This is a genomic window from Streptomyces sp. NPDC030995 (assembly GCF_055571215.1).
In genome coordinates this window covers 491,209-509,005 of the sequence record NZ_JBVIFS010000001.1, presented here as the reverse complement: position 1 = coordinate 509,005, position 17,797 = coordinate 491,209, and the positions used below count along the sequence as shown (strand labels likewise).

General features: G+C 68.5%; 13 protein-coding genes. 2 read left to right on the top strand and 11 right to left on the bottom strand.

What is annotated here, in order from left to right:
* Positions 1-6: 6 nt before the first annotated feature.
* The 10 genes from ACZ45T_RS02560 to typA all read right to left on the bottom strand — a co-directional run bounded on the left by ACZ45T_RS02560 (position 7) and on the right by typA (position 13,052).
* Complete coding sequence (locus ACZ45T_RS02560) at positions 7-1,029, bottom strand: ABC transporter permease (protein WP_468436649.1); 1,023 nt, start codon at positions 1,027-1,029, stop codon at positions 7-9.
* Positions 1,022-1,945, bottom strand: coding sequence for an ABC transporter permease (locus ACZ45T_RS02555; RefSeq protein ID WP_468436647.1), 924 nt, complete (start codon positions 1,943-1,945; stop codon positions 1,022-1,024). Before ACZ45T_RS02555 ends, ACZ45T_RS02560 begins: the two co-directional genes overlap by 8 nt.
* Before the next feature lie 31 nt (positions 1,946-1,976).
* Positions 1,977-3,605: a peptide ABC transporter substrate-binding protein gene (locus tag ACZ45T_RS02550; RefSeq protein WP_468436645.1), complete on the bottom strand. Its 1,629-nt coding sequence runs from the start codon at positions 3,603-3,605 to the stop codon at positions 1,977-1,979.
* 104 nt (positions 3,606-3,709) lie between these two features.
* Complete coding sequence (locus tag ACZ45T_RS02545; protein ID WP_468436643.1) at positions 3,710-4,636, bottom strand: GNAT family N-acetyltransferase; 927 nt, start codon at positions 4,634-4,636, stop codon at positions 3,710-3,712.
* Positions 4,637-4,762: 126 nt separating this feature from the next.
* Positions 4,763-5,815, bottom strand: a complete 1,053-nt coding sequence (locus tag ACZ45T_RS02540) for an ABC transporter ATP-binding protein (RefSeq protein WP_468436641.1) — start codon at positions 5,813-5,815, stop codon at positions 4,763-4,765.
* Entirely contained in the window at positions 5,808-6,899 is a 1,092-nt protein-coding gene (locus tag ACZ45T_RS02535; RefSeq protein WP_468436639.1) for an ABC transporter ATP-binding protein, read from the bottom strand. The genes ACZ45T_RS02540 and ACZ45T_RS02535 overlap by 8 nt, the downstream gene beginning before the upstream one ends.
* 9 nt (positions 6,900-6,908) lie before the next feature.
* Positions 6,909-7,832, bottom strand: a complete 924-nt coding sequence (locus ACZ45T_RS02530) for an ABC transporter permease (RefSeq protein WP_468436637.1) — start codon at positions 7,830-7,832, stop codon at positions 6,909-6,911.
* Positions 7,833-7,855: 23 nt separating this feature from the next.
* Positions 7,856-8,782 carry an ABC transporter permease gene (locus ACZ45T_RS02525; protein ID WP_468436635.1) on the bottom strand — a complete coding sequence of 309 codons (927 nt, stop codon included), beginning with the start codon at positions 8,780-8,782 and terminating at the stop codon, positions 7,856-7,858.
* 197 nt (positions 8,783-8,979) lie between these two features.
* Positions 8,980-10,635 (bottom strand): peptide ABC transporter substrate-binding protein, encoded by a 1,656-nt coding sequence (locus ACZ45T_RS02520; RefSeq protein ID WP_468436633.1) that lies wholly within the window; start codon positions 10,633-10,635, stop codon positions 8,980-8,982.
* Positions 10,636-11,147: 512 nt separating this feature from the next.
* On the bottom strand, positions 11,148-13,052 hold the full coding sequence (gene typA / locus ACZ45T_RS02515) for a translational GTPase TypA (RefSeq protein ID WP_468436631.1): 1,905 nt from the start codon (positions 13,050-13,052) through the stop codon (positions 11,148-11,150).
* 357 nt (positions 13,053-13,409) lie between these two features.
* On the opposite strand from typA, the gene ACZ45T_RS02510 reads away from it, so the two are divergent.
* Positions 13,410-14,612 (top strand): RNA-guided endonuclease InsQ/TnpB family protein, encoded by a 1,203-nt coding sequence (locus tag ACZ45T_RS02510; RefSeq protein WP_468436629.1) that lies wholly within the window; start codon positions 13,410-13,412, stop codon positions 14,610-14,612.
* Positions 14,613-14,690: 78 nt separating this feature from the next.
* On the opposite strand, the gene ACZ45T_RS02505 is transcribed toward ACZ45T_RS02510, so the two are convergent.
* A complete protein-coding gene (locus tag ACZ45T_RS02505; RefSeq protein WP_468436627.1) occupies positions 14,691-17,171 on the bottom strand; it encodes an ABC transporter family substrate-binding protein in 2,481 nt (826 codons plus the stop codon).
* Positions 17,172-17,519: 348 nt separating this feature from the next.
* Between ACZ45T_RS02505 and ACZ45T_RS02500 the strand changes: the two genes are divergently transcribed.
* Positions 17,520-17,750, top strand: a complete 231-nt coding sequence (locus ACZ45T_RS02500; protein ID WP_468436625.1) for a hypothetical protein — start codon at positions 17,520-17,522, stop codon at positions 17,748-17,750.
* Positions 17,751-17,797 lie beyond the last annotated feature (47 nt).

Sequence of the window (17,797 nt, the reverse complement as noted above, 5' to 3'; positions counted from 1 at the left end):
GGCTCCTCAGCGCAGCTTGGGGTCGAGGGCGTCGCGCACCGCGTCGCCGAGCATGATGAAGGCGAGCACGGTCAGGCTCAGCGCGCCCGCCGGGTAGAGCAGCATGTGCGGGGCGTTGCGGATCTGCGAGGCCGCGTTGGAGATGTCGATGCCCCAGGAGACGGTGGGCGGGCGCAGGCCGACGCCGAGGAAGGACAGGGTGGCCTCCAGGGCGATGTACGTACCGAGCGCGATGGTGGCGACGACGATGACGGGGGCGATGGCGTTGGGCGCCACGTGCCGCAGCAGCATCCGGCCGTTGCCGGCGCCCAGGGCGCGGGCGGCCTGGACGTAGTCGTTCTGTTTGGCGGTGATCACCGAGCCGCGGGCGATGCGCGCGATCTGCGGCCAGCCGAGCAGGATGATGAAGCCGACCACCGGCCAGACGGTGGTGCTGGTGACGACGGACAGGAAGACCAGGCCGCCGAGGACCACCGGGATGCCGAAGAAGATGTCGGCGACCCGGGAGAGCAGGGCGTCGCTCCAGCCGCCGAAGAAGCCGGCGAGCCCGCCGAGCGCGGAGCCGAGCAGGGCCGCGCCGAGGGTGGCGCAGACGCCGACGGTGATGGAGGCGCGGGCGCCGTGGACGGTGCGGGTGTAGACGTCGCAGCCCTGCGTGTCGTAGCCGAAGGGGTGTCCGGAGGCGGAGCCCTGCTGCGACTTGGACAGGTCGCACTTGAGCGGGTCGCCGCCGGCGATGAGCTGGGGCCAGATCGCGATGATCACGAGGAAGAGGATCAGCAGCGCGGAGAGGATGAAGACGGGGTTGCGGCGCAGCTGGTGCCAGGCGTCGGACCACAGCGAGCGGGCCTTCTCGCGGGGGCCGGCGGGTCCCGGGGGCCCGGGGACCTTCTCCAGGCTCTCGGCCTCTTCCAGTGCGAGATCCATGGCTCCGCCCTGTCCGGTGGGGGACATCGCCTCGCGCGGGCGGGGACCGACGGGGTCGTAGCCGTGGTCTTCGGAACGCTCGGGACGTTCGGGCTCAGGCATAACGGATCCTCGGGTCCAGGACCGCGTAGAGCAGGTCGACGAGCAGGTTCGCCAGCAGGAAGACGATGACGAGGATGGTCACGAAGCCGACCACGGTGGGCGAGTTGTTGCGCAGGATGCCCTGGTAGAGCTGGTAGCCGACGCCGTGGATGTTGAAGATCCGCTCGGTGACGATGGCGCCGCCCATGAGGGCGCCGATGTCGGTGCCGATGAAGGTGACCACGGGGATCAGGGAGTTGCGCAGCAGGTGGCGGGTGATGACCCGGCGGCGCGGCAGGCCCTTGGCGACGGCGGTGCGGACGTAGTCGGCCTTGACGTTCTCGGCGATGGAGGTCCGCGACAGCCGGGTGACGTACGCCAGGGAGACCAGCGCGAGCACGATGCCGGGCAGGATCAGCTCGTTGAAGGGGGCGTCCGGGGAGACGGTGGGCCGCACCCAGCCCCATTTGACGCCGAAGACGAACTGGAGCAGGTAGCCCGTCACGAAGGTGGGCACGGAGATGACCACGAGCGTGAGCACCAGCAGGGTGGTGTCGATCGCCTTGCCCCGGCGCAGTCCGCTGACCACGCCGAGGGTGATGCCGACGACGATCTCGATGACGATCGCGACGATGGTCAGGCGCAGGGTGACGGGGAAGGCCGAGGCCATCAGCTCGGTGACCTTCTGTCCGTTGAAGGCCGTGCCGAAGTCGCCCTGGAAGATCTGCCCCATGTAGTGGAGGTACTGCTCCCACAGCGGCCGGTCGAGGTAGAGGTCCTTGCGGATGCGCGCGGCGGTGGCGGGGTCGGGGGCCTTGTCCCCGAAGAGGGCCGCCACCGGGTCGCCGAGCGCGTACACCATGAAGAAGATCAGGAACGTGCTGCCGATGAACACCGGGATCATCTGGAGCAGCCGCCGGATCACATAACGTCCCATGGACTGCTCCAGGATCGATCCGAACGAGAGGTCAGCTGACCTTGATCTGGTCGTATACGGGGACGCTGAACTGGTTGAGGGTCACGTCCGAGACCCGCTCCGAGTAGCCGGCGCTGCCGTTCTGGTACCAGAGCGGGATGGACGGCATCTGCTCGGCGAGGATCTTCTCGGCCTCCTGGAACGTGGCGGTCGCCTTGGCCGCGTCGCTCTCCCGGTTCGCCTCGTCGATGCGCGCGTCGAAGTCCTTGTTGCTGAACTTCCCGTAGTTGGAGGAGGCGGCGGTGTAGTAGAGCGGCTGTAGGAAGTTCTGGATCAGCGGGTAGTCGGCCTGCCAGCCGGAGCGGAACGGGCCGGTCAGCTTGTAGCTGCTCTGCTGGTTCCTGAAGTCGGCGAAGGTGCCGACTGGGTTGACCGTGCAGACCGGGCCCTCGCCCAGCGCGTTGTTGATGCTGTTGCAGACGGCGTCCATCCAGTCGCGGTGCGAGCCGGTGTCGACGTTCGAGGTCAGCGTGACCTTGCCGCCGGGGAGCCCGCCGCCCTCCTGGATGAGCTTCTTCGCCTCGGCCGGGTCGTAGACGCAGGCGTCGCCGCAGGCCGTGGCGGAGAAGCCGCCCTTCTCGCCGAGGGCCGGCGAGGTCCAGTCCTTGGCCGGGGTGCGGGTCTCGCGGAAGATCTGCTTGGTGATCTCGTCGCGGTTGATGGCCCGCGAGATGCCCTGGCGGACCTTCTCCAGGCCCGGCTTGCCCCACTGGGGGTCGTACAGCGGGAAGGTGAGGGTCTGGATGATGAGGGCGGGCTGATTGATGTACCGGTCGCCGAGGTCGTTCTTGACGTTCTTCAGCTGCTGCGCCGGGACGTCGTCGACGAGGTCGAGGTTGCCGGAGATCAGGTCGGTGTAGGCGGTGTTGTTGTCGGTGTAGACCTTGAGGTCCACGCCGCCGTTCTGCGCCTTGTCCTCGCCTGGGTACGCGTCCCACTTGCGCAGCTTCATGCCGGTGCCCTTGGTGTACGAGTCCACCATGTACGGGCCGTTGCCGACGGGCTTGTTCAGCCAGCCGGTGTGGTCGGTGAAGAAGGCCTTGGGCAGCGGGGAGAACGCCTGGTAGCCGAGGGTCTCGGGCCAGGTGGAGAACTTGTCCTTGAGGGCCACCGTGAAGGTCTTGGGGTCCTTGACGACCAGTCCGGACATGGTCTTGGACTTGGGCTCGCCGGATTCCGGGTGGACGTCCGCGTAGCCGACGATGTCGGCGAAGAACGGCGAGTTGTTCTGCTTGTTGCGGACGTCCGCCCCGTAGTTCCAGGCGTCCACGAAGGACTGTGCGGTGACCGGCTCGTCGTTGCTGAACTTCCAGCCGTCCTTCAGCGTGATCGTGAAGTTCTGGCTGTCGGTCGTCTCGAACTTCTCGGCGAGCATGTTCTTGGCCTCGCCGGTCTTCGGGTCGTAGCGCTTCAGTCCCCGGAAGAGCATGTCGAGGACCTTGCCGCCCTGCACCTCGTTGGTGTTGGCCGGCTCGAGCGGGTTCTGCGGGTCACCCCACGAGGAGCTGACGATTCCAGCGTCGCCGCCACCGCCGCCGCTGTCGCTTCCGCCGCAGGCCGTCGCCGCGAGGGCGACGGCCACTGCACATGCGGCCCACTTGGCGTGGGTGGCTCCGCGCATGGAGTGCCTCCTTGATCCCAAGACTCACTTGGGGTCAATGTCACCCTATGTGGGGGCCCGCGCACTCCCGGTTGGACCGATTGCACTCCCGCGTCCCTCCCCTGTCACCCCTGGGGGTGCAAAGGGACCTCCCAGGTGTCGACCGCGTAGTGCAGGCGCATGCCGTGCGCCTCGTACAGCGCGAGGGCGCCCGTCTCGTTGTGGGTGTCCACGCCGAGGCCCACGGTGTCGCGGCCGCGCGCCGCGTAGGCGGCGAAGCCGTGGCGCAGCAGGAAACCGCCGATGCCGCGGCCGCGCAGTTCCTTGCGTACGCCGATGTGGTTGAACCAGCCCATGCTCGTGCGGTCGTCCCGCGTGAGCAGCACGGCCACGTCGCCCTCGCCGGGCAGGCTCGCGATCCACACCAGCGACCAGTCGAGACCCCGGCCGTCGATGTGGTCCAGCCAGGCCTCGTACGGGCGGTCCGCGTGGCCGAAGTGCGCCGCGAAGGTCTCCTCGATCAGGGCGTGGGCGCGGCGGCGGTCGGCCTCGTCGTCGGCGCAGTGGCGCAGGGCGAGCCCGGCCGGGGCGGCCGGCGGCTGGTCGGCGGCCCGCGTCAGGGAGCGGGTCATGACCTGGTAGTGGCGGATGGTGCGGTAGCCGCGCCCGGTGAGGAGGGAGAGGTCGAGGGTGGGCTTCACGTTGAGCTGGAGCCTCAGGACGCCGGGACCGCCGGCCATCTCCCGGGCCCGGGCCTCCATCCGCTCCAGCAGCAGGAGCGCGGCCTCGGAGTGGTCGGGCAGCACGTAGTGGTCCCCGTCGACGCGGCCGGGCCCGGAGTCCGCCCAGACGAGGGCGTAGGCCACGAGCCGGCTTCCCTCGAAGGCGAGCCAGGAGTCGGTGGCCAGGTCGACGTCGGGGTGGTGGAGGTCGGCCTCGACGGTCCCCAGGTCGGTCTCCGGGCGGCCGATCTCGATCAGGTCGACGGCGTTGAGCAGGGCGCAGATGTCGGCCGCGTCCCCGGGCCCGGCGGGCCGTACGGTGAAGGTCATCCCGTCACTCTCCGGCCCGGGTTCCCGGGGGCGCAACAAGGTTTCCCCGGCGCGCGACGAAAAACGGCCGGTCCCCGGCGCCGTGAGGGCGCCGGGGACCGGCCGTTGGGTCGTGCGGGTCGCAGGTCAGACGGCCAGGATGGCCTTCTCCTCCGCGAAGTGGCACGCCGAGTCGTGCGCGGCCAGGGTGTCCTGGCCCTTGAAGCGCTCCGGGATCGCCAGCAGCGGCTCCTCGGTGGAGCACTTGTCCTGGGCCTTCCAGCAGCGGGTGCGGAAGCGGCAGCCCGACGGCGGGTTGGCCGGGGACGGGACGTCACCGGTGAGGATGATCCGCTCGCGGCCCTCGCGGGCCTCCGGGTCCGGGACCGGGACGGCGGAGAGCAGCGCCTGGGTGTACGGGTGCGTCGGGTGCTCGTAGATCTGGGCGTCGGTGCCGATCTCGGCCATCTTGCCCAGGTACATGACGCCCACGCGGTCCGAGATGTGCCGGACGATCGACAGGTCGTGCGCGATGAAGAGGTAGGAGAGGTTGAACTCGTCCTGGAGCTTCTCCATCAGGTTGATGACCTGCGCCTGCACCGACACGTCGAGCGCGGAGACCGGCTCGTCGCAGATGATGATCTCGGGCTGGAGCGCGAGGCCGCGGGCGATGCCGATGCGCTGGCGCTGACCGCCGGAGAACTGGTGCGGGTACCGGTTGATGTACTCCGGGTTCAGGCCCACGACGTCCAGGAGCTCCTGGACCTTGCGGCGGCGGTCGCCCTTGGGAGCCACCTCGGGGTGGATCTCGAAGGGCTCGGCGATGATGTCGCCGACCGTCATGCGCGGGTTCAGCGAGGTGTACGGGTCCTGGAACACCATCTGGATGTTGCGGCGGACGGCCTTGAGGGCCTTGCCGGACAGCCGGCTGATGTCCTCGCCCTTGAAGAAGACCTCACCCGCGGTGGCCCGCTCCAGGTTCATCAGGAGCTTGGCGACCGTGGACTTGCCACAGCCGGACTCGCCGACGATGCCGAGGGTCTCGCCCTTGTAGAGGTCGAAGGAGATCCCGTCGACCGCCTTGACGGCGCCGACCTGCTTCTTGAACAGGATGCCCTGGGTCAGCGGGAAGTGCTTGACCAGGTTGCGGACCTGGAGGATCGGCTCGCGCTCGGTGGCGTTCTTGGTGAGCTCAGCCATGGATCTGATCCTTCCAGAAGTGGCACGCGCTGCCGCGGCCGGGCAGTTCGGTGCCGTCCTGCTCGGTGACCGGGTGCAGCACCGGGATCTCCGTACGGCAGATGTCCTGCGCCTTGGGGCAGCGCGGGCTGAAGGCGCAACCCGCGGGGATGCGGAGCAGGTTGGGCGGCAGGCCCTTGATCGCGTAGAGCTCCTGGCCCTTCTGGTCCAGGCGCGGGATCGAGTCGAGCAGGCCGCGGGTGTACGGGTGCGACGGGCGCTTGTAGATCTCGTGGACCGGGGCGGTCTCGACGATCCGGCCCGCGTACATGACCGCGATCTTGTCCGCGACGTCGGCGACGACGCCGAGGTCGTGGGTGATCAGGATCAGGCCCATGTTCATCTCGCGCTGGAGCTCCGCGAGCAGATCCATGACCTGGGCCTGGACCGTCACGTCGAGAGCCGTAGTGGGCTCGTCGGCGATGATCAGGTCCGGCTCCAGGGCCAGCGCCATGGCGATCATGATGCGCTGGCGCATGCCGCCGGAGAACTGGTGCGGGTAGTCACCCACGCGCGCCTTGGCGGCGGGGATCTTCACGCGGTCCATGAGCTCGATGGCCTTGACCTTCGAGTCCTTCTTGGACATGCCGCGGTGGACCCGGAACATCTCGCCGAGCTGGTCGCCCACCGAGTAGACCGGGTTCAGGGAGGACAGCGCGTCCTGGAAGATCATCGCCATCTTGTTGCCGCGGAGCTTGCGGCGCTCCTCGTCGGACATCTTGAGGATGTCCTTGCCGTGGAAGCGCACCTCGCCCCCGGCGATCCGTCCGGGCGGGCTGTCGAGAATGCCCATGATCGCCTGAGCGGTGACGGACTTGCCGGAGCCGGACTCGCCGAGCACGGCGAGGGTCTCGCCGGAGCTGACGCTGTAGCTCACGCCGTTGACGGCCTTGGCGACCCCGTCACGGGTCTTGAACTCGACCTGGAGGTTGTCCACCTCCAGCAGCGGCACGGCGGTCCCGCCGCCCGTCTCCGCAACGCTGAGAATCTCCGACGTCGTCACGCCGCCACCTTCGTCCTGCTTGCTGATGTTGTCTCGGAGCATCGGGCGGCCCTACCGGAGCTTCGGGTCGAGCGCGTCACGCAGGCCGTCGCCGACGAAGGCGAAGCCGAGCACGGTGACGACGACGAACAGGCTGGGGAAGACCCACAGATAGTCATTGACGCCGATGAACGCCTGCCCGGCCGCCAGCATGTTGCCCCACTCCGGGACGTCGACGGGGACGCCGGCGCCGAGGAAGGAGAGGGCCGCCACGCCGATGATCGTCGTGCCGACGTTGAAGGTCGCGTAGACCAGCACGGCGGTCAGCGAGTTGGGCAGGATGTGGGTACGGACGACCCGCCAGCCGCTGGCGCCGAGCGCCTTGGCCGCGTGGACGTAGTCCATCTCGCGCACCGACAGGATGGAGCTGCGCAGGAGCCTGGACACGGTCGCCCAGGAGAAGATCGCCAGCGAGATGATCACCGGGGTGATACCGCGGCCGGTGACCAGGATGATGACGACGGCGCCGATCATCAGCGGGAACGCGAGGAAGACGTCCGCGACGCGCATGACCAGGGTGTCGGCGAAGCCGGCGAAGTAACCGGCGATGGCGCCGAGGGCGACACCGATCAGCACCGCGAAGAAGATCGAGGCGAGGCCGACGAACATGGCGACGCGGGTGCCGGCTATCAGGCGCGAGAACATGTCGCGGCCCAGGGCGTCGGTACCCATCCAGTGCGTGCCGTTGGGCGAGGCGAGGGTGTTCTCCAGGTCCTGCGCGGTCGGGTCGAACGGGGCGAGCATGTCGCCGAACGCGGCCGTCAGGAACAGCAGGACGATGATGAAGAGACCCACGACGGCCAGCTTGTTCTGGACGTAGCGGTGGCGGATCTCGCCCCACTGGCTCAGTTGCTTGGGTGCGGGTTCGGCGGTGGCCGAAGCGGACGACACGGGGTTCTCGTCCCCGATCGCCGGGCTCGTTGCGAGCTCAGACATGAGGAAATCCTCCTTGGGGGCGGTCAGCTGAGGCGGATACGCGGGTCGAGGGCCGCGTACAGCAGGTCCACGATGAGGCTGAGGACGACGAAGACGGCGACGCTGTAGGTCACGACGCCGATCACGATCGGGTTGTTCTGCTGCTGAATCGCCTGAACCAGTGCCAGACCGACACCGTCCCAGTTGAAGATCGCCTCAGTGATGAGCGCACCACCGAGGAGTCCGCCGAACGAGATGCCCAGGTAGGTGACCACGGGAATGGACGAGTTGCGCAGCACGTGCTTGAACAGCACGCGGCGGCGCGGAAGTCCCTTGGCCACGGCCGTCTTCACGTAGTCCGCGCGCAGCACCTCGAGCATCGTGCCGCGGGTGAGGCGGGCGACGAAGGCGATGTCGGTGACGGCGAGGGTGATCGCGGGAAGGACCATGCCTTCGAGCTTGTCGCCGCCGAGCTGCGGGAACCACTGGAGTTCCACCGCGAAGTACTTCATGAGCAGCATGCCGATCACGAAGGTCGGGAAGCCCACGGCCATGGTTGTAAAAAATGTCGTGGCCATGTCGAGAATGCTGTATCTGTAGAGCGCGGCGATGATGCCCACGCCCATACCGAACACCGTGACGAGGAGGATGGCCAGCAAGGCCAGCTTCGCCGTGTTCTGAAGCTTGGGGGCGAGGATCTCGGAGACCTCGCGGCGCTGCACGAAGTCCTCGCCGAGGTCGCCGGTCGCGACCTTCGAGACGTAGTTCACGTACTGCTCGGGCAACGACTTGTCGAGCCCGTAGCGCGCCTTGAGTTCCGCGACCACTGCGGGGTCACGCGCCTTGTCACTGCCCGCGATCGAACCCACGGGATCGCCGGGGAGCACGAACAGACACGCGAACAGAACCATGGTCGCGCCTATGAGGACTATGACCATCTGCCCGAGGCGACGGGCGACGTACCTTCCCATGTTTTGCCTCTCTACCTGGCCACTTCTGGGAGCAGCGGCCTCCAGCCCAAGGAACGGGCCGGCTCTCGGCGTGCGGGGATTGCCCGCGGATGTGAGGGGTGCCGAAGTGAAAACGGCCTGCCGAGCGGGGCCGCGGCCCACCGGTCACCCGGGGGCCGCGGCACGTTCGCTCCTGACGGATATACCGTCCGAACCGATTACTTCTTGAGCGAGATCTTCTCGAGGATCGGGTCCTCGTTGAAGTTGATGTCGTCCAGACCGTTGAACTTGTCCGTCGCCATCAGGCGGAACTGGGACCGGTTGAAGGTCGGGATGAGCGCCATGTCGTCCATGGCCATCTTCTCGGCCTGCTGGTACATCTTGATGCGAGCGGCCTCGTCCTTGGTGGCGCGGGCCGTGTCGATCAGCTTGTCGAACTCCGGGTTGTTGTAACGGACGCGGTTGTCACCGGTCACGTTGCCCTCAGCGTCCTTCGCCATGGAAGACGAGTGCAGGAGCGGGAAGAGGAAGTTCTCCGGGGTCGGGTAGTCGGCACCCCACGCGAAGCGGTAGACGCCGGTGGCCTGCGAACCCTGCTGCTCCTTGAGCATGCCCGGGAAGTCCTTGCCGTCCAGCTTGACCTTGACGCCGAGGACGTCCTCGATCTGCTTCGCGAAGGCCTGGACCCACTCTTCGTGGCCCGCACCGGTGTTGAAGCTGAACTTGAGCTCGCTACCGGGCTTCAGGCCCGCCTTCTCGGCGTGCTCCTTGGCCTTGGCGGGGTCCTGCTTGATGCAGGAGACGCAGAGGTCCTTCTGGTACGCCTTCGGGAACGCCGGCGGCACGATGGTGGTCGACGGGGTCTGGAAGCCCTGGAAGACACCCTTGGCGACGGCCTGGCGGTCGATCGCGTAGGAGATGGCCAGACGGGCGTCCTTGGAGGCGGTCGGACCGTTGTCACCGATCGGCAGAATGAAGTTCATGCCGTTCGAGTCCTTGGCGAACCACTTGTTCTGCGCCTTGTACTTGGCCTCGGCGACCTTGAGCATCGGCACCGGGATGTGCGCGTAGTCGAAGGTGCCGGCCTGGAAGCCGTCGTACTCGAGCTGGTGCGCGGTCTTGTCGTTGAGGAGCGTGACCTGGACCTTCTCCAGCGACGCCTTCTGCAGACCGTAACCGTCGTTGCGGACGAGGTTGATCGCCTTGTTGTGCTCCCAGGTGCCGTCCATCTTGAACGGACCGTTACCGATGGGGGCCTCGCCGAACGCCTTGTCCTCTTCGCCGACCTTGGCGGTCGAGGGAACCGGGCTGTAGGCGTTGTGCGCCGTCTTCAGGACGAACTCGCAGTCCGCCTTGGACAGGTCCACCTTGATGGTGTTCGCGTCCGGGGTGGTGACACCGCTGAAGGTCTTGGCGGAGCCGTCCTGCAGCTGCTCGTAGCCCTTGATGCCGGCGAAGTGGTACGCCACGTCGGAGGCAGCGGCCTTGTGCGCGGCACGAGCCCAACCACGGGCGAACGCCTCGGCGTTGACGACCTCGCCGTTGGAGAACTTGGTGTCCGGCTTGACCTTGAAGGTCCACGAGGTGCAACCCTCGTCAGACGTCGCCGACTCGGCGAGCGCCGGCTCGGCCAGGCCGTCCGGCGTGTTTCCGTACAGGCCGGTGAACAGGGCATTGGCCAGCAGGATACCGGTGGACTCGTGGGCACGCCCCGGGTCGATGGTGTCCGGCTCGGTGCTGCCCAACCGGAACGTGCCACCAGAAGCGGCACTGCCCTTGTCCTTGCTGTCACCGTCACCGCCGCCACAGGCGGTAGCGGCCAGGGCGACGACAACCGCGCCCACGACCCACTTGGCGCTCTTGGCACCGCGCATGGGTTTCCTCCTCATGAGTCCACTGATCGACTTGAGGGGCAAAAAAACCTCGTCGACACCCCTGACGACGAGTGAATTGATGCCCATAGTGTGCTCGTGAGTCGGCGCGCTCCCCACAGCGCGTGACCCATTGACCCGAGCTCAATGGAGCCATCCTCGGGGACGGTCAGGCCGTAAACCACACTTAAGTGGTCTCGTTTTCACAACATCGATCCACGGCAGAAACCCGAAATCCGGACAAACGGATAGGAGACAGACACGTGCGAAACGGACGGTTAGCTCATCTTCCGGAGTGTCACGGTCGGTATCCGGACACTAGAACCCAAAAATCCGCTTGACAAACGCGAACAGCCCCTCCCCTCACGGACTTCGTGACGGACGGGGCTGCTGTGTTTTCGGGGCGATTGAACCACTACGGCCACCTCCCGAGCAAAGCCCGGGGGTGGCCGTGGTGGGTCCTGCGTCTCTACGTGTGGAACGCGCTTACACCTGGAACGCGCCTACACCTGAAACTACTTGGCGGACTTGGCGCGCGACGCGGTGCGCGAGCGCTCCTTCTGGTCCAGGACGACCTTGCGGATGCGGACGGCCTCCGGGGTCACCTCGACGCACTCGTCGTCGCGGCAGAACTCCAGGGACTGCTCCAGGGAGAGCCTGCGGGGCGGCACCACGTTCTCGGTGTTGTCCGCGGAAGCCGCACGCATGTTGGTGAGCTTCTTCTCCTTGGTGATGTTCACGTCCATGTCGTCGGAGCGCGAGTTCTCGCCGACGATCATGCCCTCGTACACCTCGGTGCCGGGCTCGGTGAACAGGACACCGCGCTCCTGCAGGTTGATCATCGCGAACGGCGTGACCGAGCCCGAACGGTCCGCGACCAGCGAACCGTTGTTACGGGTGACCAGCGGGCCGAACCACGGCTCGTGGCCCTCGTGGATGGAGTGGGCGATACCGGTACCGCGGGTGTTCGTCAGGAACTCCGTACGGAAGCCGATGAGACCGCGGGACGGGACGACGAACTCCATGCGGACCCAGCCGGAGCCGTGGTTCGACATGTTGTCCATGCGGCCCTTGCGGACGCCCATGAGCTGCGTGACCGCGCCCATGTGCTCCTCGGGGACGTCGATCGTCATGCGCTCGACCGGCTCGTGGGTCTTGCCGTCGATCTCCTGCGTGACCACCTGCGGCTTGCCGATGGTCAGCTCGAAGCCCTCGCGGCGCATCTGCTCGACCAGGATGGCGAGCGCGAGCTCACCACGGCCCTGGACCTCCCAGGCGTCGGGACGCTCGGTGTCGAGGACGCGCAGCGAGACGTTACCGACCAGCTCGCGGTCCAGACGGTCCTTGACCTGGCGGGCGGTGACCTTGCGGTCCTTGACCGCGGACTTGGCGTCCGCGCCCTTGCCGCTGCCACCACGGCCGACCATCGGGGAGGTGTTCGTACCGATGGTCATGGAGATCGCCGGCTCGTCCACCGAGATCAGCGGCAGCGCGATCGGGTTCTCCGGGTCGGCCAGGGTCTCGCCGATCATGATGTCGGGGAAACCGGCGACCGCGCAGATGTCACCCGGGCCCGCCACCTCGGCCGGCTTGCGGGTGAGCGCCTCGGTCATCAGGAGCTCGGTGATGCGGACGTTCGACATCGTGCCGTCGCGCTTGATCCACGCGACCGTCTGGCCCTTGCGCAGCTCGCCCTGCTCGACGCGGACCAGTGCGATGCGGCCGAGGAAGTTGTCGGCGTCCAGGTTGGTGACGTGGGCCTGGAGGGGGGCCTCCTCGTCGTACACCGGGGCGGGGACGTGCTCCAGGATGGTGGAGAAGAACGGCTCCAGGCTGGTGCTGTCGGCCGGGACGGTGCCGTCCTCCGGCTTGGTCAGCGACGCCACGCCGTCACGGCCGCAGGCGTAGACGATCGGGAACTCGATCTGGTCCTCGTCCGCGTCCAGGTCCAGGAAGAGGTCGTACGTCTCGTTGACGACCTCGTCGATCCGGGAGTCCGGGCGGTCGGTCTTGTTGATGCAGAGGATGACCGGCATCTTCGCCTGCAGGGCCTTGCGCAGGACGAAGCGGGTCTGGGGCAGCGGACCCTCGGAGGCGTCCACCAGCAGAACGACGGCGTCCACCATCGACAGACCGCGCTCGACCTCACCACCGAAGTCGGCGTGGCCGGGGGTGTCGATGATGTTGATCGTGATCGGGGCCCCGCCGTCCTTGGGGTGATACTTCACCGCCGTGTTCTTGGCGAGGATCGTGATGCCCTTCTCACGCTCCAGGTCGTTCGAGTCCATCATGCGGTCGTCGAGGTGCTGGTGGGCGGCGAAGGCACCGGCCTGCTTGAGCATGGCATCGACGATGGTCGTCTTGCCATGGTCGACGTGGGCGACGATGGCGACGTTACGGATGTCGTGGCGCGTGGGCACTTCGGCGCTTCTCCCGGGATCGTGGATGGCGTCGCGTACGGTCCGGCACGCGCGCCTCGACCGGGCGAAATCCTGCCACGGCCTTACCCCATGGTACGTCGCGCAGCGGGAACCGCCTGCCGGGGGGTCTGTCAAGAGGCCGGATGAATGAGTGCGGCCGGGTGGTGCGTGGGGTGCCCCGGCCGCCGTTCCTGCCAGTAATCACGCGGGTCAACGGGTATGCACGACCTTGCCCGCCAGGGATTCGGCGGGCAAGGGACTTGAGTCACATCTGAGCTTTCCCGTGGGCGATCACTCGTTCGAGTGGGTCCTCCGGGTTCCTCTGAGAGCAGTGGATGCCGACTCTAGGTTGGCGTCATGAGGGCATCAGCGGAGGTGGGTGAGATCGGGCACGCCCGGTACTCCTTCCGGCTGCGCGTGTCGTCCACCGCCCTGGCCTTGCTGTTGTCCGAGTGGGACCGGTGCCGCTGGGTCTGGAACCAGTGCGTCGCTGAATCGCGGGCGGCATACAAGGCCAGGGAGAAGTGCGGCCCGGCCAGGTTGGACAAGATGCTGACGGGCTGGCGCCGCGGGCACGAGTGGCTGCGCGGCGGCGGGAGCGTGCCGCAGCAGCAGGTCGTTCGGGCGTTCGCCACGTCCCGTGCCAAAGCCTCGAAGGACATCAAGGCCCGGCTTCCGGTCAGTCGGCGGGCGGGGATGCCCCGCTGCAAGAAAAAGGACCTTGCGGAGCCGTCGCTCAACTACACCCGCCGTGGCTTCCGGCTGAAGGACGGCCGTCTGCACCTGGCGGGCGGCATATCGCTGACGGTGGTGTGGTCGCGCGACCTGCCTGCCGACCCTTCGAGCGTCCGCATCTACCGGGACAGCCTCGGCCACTGGTATGCCTCCTTCGTCGTCCCGGCGCAAGCACACCCACTGCCCTCGACCGACAGTGTGATCGGTATTGACTGGGGTGTGAGGGAGACCGCGACCACCACCAGTGACGCCCCCGACCTGCCACACGCCGCGTATGGGATGAAGGCTGCGGGGAAGCTGGCCGGGTATCAGCGGATGATGGCCCGCCGGAAGCCGAGGCGTGGCCAGGCCGCTTCGAAGGGCTACCGGAAGGCGAAGCGGCAGGCCGCGAAGGTACACAAGAAGATCGCCCGGCAACGCCAGGACACGGCCCGCAAGTGGGCCAAGAGGGTCGTGACGGACTTCGGCAGGCTCGCTGTGGAGGACTTCCGACCCAGGTTCCTTGCCAAGTCGACCATGGCCCGCAAGGCGGCCGACGCGGCCATCTCGGCCACCAAGCACGAGCTGATCAACATGGCGCGCAAGCACGGCCGCTCCCTGCGGCTCGTGCACCCGGCGCACACCACCATGGACTGCGGAAACTGCGGAGCGAGAGCCAAGCACGCACTCCCGCTGTCAGAACGTACCTACACCTGCACCGCGTGCGGAGCCGTCTCGCCTAGAGACAAGAACTCCGCACGCGTCATGCTCGTCCGGGCTGGTCTCAACCCGGCTGGTGCTGATCGCGGAAGACCTGGCGGACCGCCGGTCAGCCAGGCTGCGTGAGCCAGGAATCCCCCTCCCTGCGGAGGGGGAGGATGTCAAATCTGAGCTTGATACCCCGTCCCCGTCCCGCCGGTGGGACTACTTCTTGTCCTTGGCGGTCGGAGGCTTCTTCCAGCCGATGTCCTGGTAGCGGGGGGCGCCGAGGCCGAAGGCGCCGGCGTTGGCCAGGCTCGGCTTGGCGGCCACCAGCTCCGGGCGCTGGTAGAGGGGGATGGAGCCGGCGGCGGCCCAGATCCGGGCGTCCGCCTTGCGCATCAGCTCGCGGGACTGCTCCTCGTCCAGCTCGCCCAGGGCCTGGTCGAAGAGCTGGTCGATGTGGTCGGTGCCGACCCGGGTGTAGTTCTGTTCGACGAGGAGCGAGCCGTCCGCGGCCGGTTCCGGCTTGGCGAAGATGGGCCGGGCGTCGGTGGCGGGGTAGGCCGTCGCGGGCCAGGAGTAGAGGGCCAGGTCGTACTGGCCCGAGGCGATGTGGTCCTTGAAGAAGCTGTCGTCGGCCACCTTGGTGATCTCGGTGTTCACGCCGACCTTGCGGAGCATCTGGGCGATCCGGTCGCCGACCGTGCGCAGGGACTCCGAGCCGGGGCCGGCCGGGAGGACGAAGCGCAGGGTGAGCGCCTTGCCGTCCTTGGCGAGCATGGAGCCCGAGGTACGGACGGCCGGCTTGGCCGGGGCCGGGGCCGGGGAGCCCTGCGCCGGCTCGGCCGCCTCACCGTCGCGGGCCGGGCTGCGCTTGCCGTCGTCGACGGCGGCGAACCGGCCGGCCTGGGCGAGGAGGGCGGCCTCCTGCCGGGCCGCGAAGGGGGCGGGGGCCAGTACCGGGGAGGGCCCGCCCTGCGGACCGCCCCGGGCGAAGGCGTCGGCGTCGACGATCTCGCCGTCGGGGCCGTTCACCGGCGCCCCGGCGAGGACACCGTCGCCGCTGTGCCCCTCGGGGCCCTCGGGGCGGCTGCCGTGCGTGCCCCCGCGCTCACCGGGGGCACCGGGGGCGGCGGGGGCACCGGGGGCTGCGGGCTTGCCCGCCGGGCGGGCCTTGGGCAGCAGCGCGGTCGCGGACCGCAGGTCGCCGTTGGCCTCGTCGTCCTGGCCCACGATGTAGAGGCCGTCGTTCCCGGTGCCCGGGCCCGACGGGGTCTTCCCGTCGTCCTGCTGCGCGCCCTCCGCGCTCTCCGGGCCCGCCTTGGCGCCCGCCGGCTCGGTGAGCTTGCCGCCCCGGCGCCAGCCCGCGTCCGCGAGCAGGGCCTGGGCCGCCTGGGTGTCCTGGCCGCCGAGGGCGTCGCTGTTGTCGGCGTACGCCCGCTGCCCGGCCAGGGCCAGGTGGCTGCCGACCGGCTTCGCGGGCAGGCCGAGGGGCTTCAGTACGATCTCGGCCAATGTCTTGCGGTCCAGGGCCCGGGCCACCGCCCGGCGCACCCGCTCGTCGGAGAGCGGGCCGGAGGCTCCGTTCATGGCGAGCTGCGTGTAGGCCGGCTCCAGGGACTTGCGCACCGTGAAGTTCCGCAGGGCCGCCTGCTCGTCGGCGTACCGTTTCACCGCCGCGAGGTGCTTCTGGCGGCTCTGCTGCTCGGCCGCGGCCTTGCCCTCGTCCGCCCCGAACGCGATCGCCCACGACAGCGTGGCCTGCGCCGGGGTCATCGCGGCCGCCGGGCCGTGGGCGGGGGCCCCGCCCGAGCCCGCGCCGCCCCGGCCGGAGGCGTCCCGGCGGGCCAGGGCGATGCGGTCGGCGCCCGCCCGGTCGATCTCCGCCAGGTCGATCTTCCCGGCGGCCAGCGCGGCCGGGCGCTCGGCCCGGGGCACCGCCGTCAGGACCATCGTGTCCAGCTTGGCGGGCCGGCCCCACCAGCGCGGATTGCGGGTCAGGGCGGCGGTGCCGGTCTTCTTGTCGATCGCCCCGAGCGCGAAGGGTCCGGCGGTGACCTTCAGCGTGCCGCGGGCGCCCTCGTTGAAGGCCTCCGGGGTGCCCATGACCTGCTTGGGGTAGAGCGGGGTGAACAGGGAGCGCCAGTCGGCGTACGGCTTGGCGAAGGTGACCTTGACCTCCAGGTCGGTCTTGCCCTTCTCGATCTTCTCGATCCGGTCGTAGCCGGCGTTGCGCGCCGTCCAGTACGCCGAGTCCTTGCCGTTCAGAGCCCGCCACTGCGCCACGAAGTCGGCGGCGCCGACCTCGCGCCCGTCGCTCCACACGGCCTGCTGGTTCAGCTTGTACAGGACGACCTGCTTGGGCTCCCGCTCGACGACCTCGGCCTTCTCCAGGTAGTCGGGATTGGCCGCCGGCCGCCCCTTGTCGTCCAGCACGAACAGCTGGGGCAGCACGGCCCCGGCGATCCTGTTCGTGGTGGCGTCCGCGTCGGCCTGGAAGGTGTTCAGGGTGTCCGGGAGGGTGTCCACCGCCCAGCGCAGCACGCCCCCGTCCGCGACCTTGTCGCGGGCGGTCGTGGCGATGTCCTGTCCCGCCGCGGCCGGGCCGCCCTCGTCGTCACCCGCGCCGCAGCCCGTGAGCAGCGGCAGTGCGAGGACTCCCGAGGTCAGGAGCGCCAAGGACCTGCGCCTTCTCTGGGACATGGGTGGTACCTCCGGGGCGGGGCGTGGGGGAAGCATGATCACGTTCGGCGGTATTTGGAGCTGATCACACCGGCTGCCGGAACCCACTGAAATCGACGGTCCGCCGCACCCTTCGCAGCCGCCTCTCGCCACGCCGCGAACCCCACCCGTGCGGACCAATCCCACTTGCGCGCCGAAGGGGCGTTCCCCCGGGAGAGGGACGAGAATGGGGGGCAGGGAGGGGCGCACAGTTCACGCCTGCGCGCCCGCAATCGCTGCACGTCCCTTCACAACGGGGGACGGGAAGCGCGACACTCGCAGGCGCACATGAGCGTTGCCACCGCAGTTTGGCGGAAGTGAGGGCAAATCATGTCCCTGCAAGACGATCTGAGTGCCGTACGGCGCAACCTGGACGAGCTGACCCGCAAGGTCGAGCAGCTGGAACAGCAGGCCAAACGGCAGAAGCCGGGGAGCTCGACGCCGGCGGCCGCTCCGGACCCGTCCCGGATGGTGACGGTCCCGGACACCCCGTACGACAGCTCGCTGTGGACGGACTCGGACGACGAGGGCCTCGGCGCCCGCGACCGCCGCGCGCCCTGACGGCGGACACCTCCCCCGGTCTTACGACCCACACCCCATCTGGCCCG

What these genes read in the sequence shown, in the direction of transcription:
- ACZ45T_RS02560 (WP_468436649.1), bottom strand. Translation starts at nt 1,029, where the DNA reads ATGCCTGAGCCCGAACGTCCCGAGCGTTCCGAAGACCACGGCTACGAC.
- ACZ45T_RS02555 (WP_468436647.1), bottom strand. Translation starts at nt 1,945, where the DNA reads ATGGGACGTTATGTGATCCGGCGGCTGCTCCAGATGATCCCGGTGTTC.
- ACZ45T_RS02550 (WP_468436645.1), bottom strand. Translation starts at nt 3,605, where the DNA reads ATGCGCGGAGCCACCCACGCCAAGTGGGCCGCATGTGCAGTGGCCGTC.
- ACZ45T_RS02545 (WP_468436643.1), bottom strand. Translation starts at nt 4,636, where the DNA reads ATGACCTTCACCGTACGGCCCGCCGGGCCCGGGGACGCGGCCGACATC.
- ACZ45T_RS02540 (WP_468436641.1), bottom strand. Translation starts at nt 5,815, where the DNA reads ATGGCTGAGCTCACCAAGAACGCCACCGAGCGCGAGCCGATCCTCCAG.
- ACZ45T_RS02535 (WP_468436639.1), bottom strand. Translation starts at nt 6,899, where the DNA reads ATGCTCCGAGACAACATCAGCAAGCAGGACGAAGGTGGCGGCGTGACG.
- ACZ45T_RS02530 (WP_468436637.1), bottom strand. Translation starts at nt 7,832, where the DNA reads ATGTCTGAGCTCGCAACGAGCCCGGCGATCGGGGACGAGAACCCCGTG.
- ACZ45T_RS02525 (WP_468436635.1), bottom strand. Translation starts at nt 8,782, where the DNA reads ATGGGAAGGTACGTCGCCCGTCGCCTCGGGCAGATGGTCATAGTCCTC.
- ACZ45T_RS02520 (WP_468436633.1), bottom strand. Translation starts at nt 10,635, where the DNA reads ATGCGCGGTGCCAAGAGCGCCAAGTGGGTCGTGGGCGCGGTTGTCGTC.
- ACZ45T_RS02510 (WP_468436629.1), top strand. Translation starts at nt 13,410, where the DNA reads ATGAGGGCATCAGCGGAGGTGGGTGAGATCGGGCACGCCCGGTACTCC.
- ACZ45T_RS02505 (WP_468436627.1), bottom strand. Translation starts at nt 17,171, where the DNA reads ATGTCCCAGAGAAGGCGCAGGTCCTTGGCGCTCCTGACCTCGGGAGTC.
- ACZ45T_RS02500 (WP_468436625.1), top strand. Translation starts at nt 17,520, where the DNA reads ATGTCCCTGCAAGACGATCTGAGTGCCGTACGGCGCAACCTGGACGAG.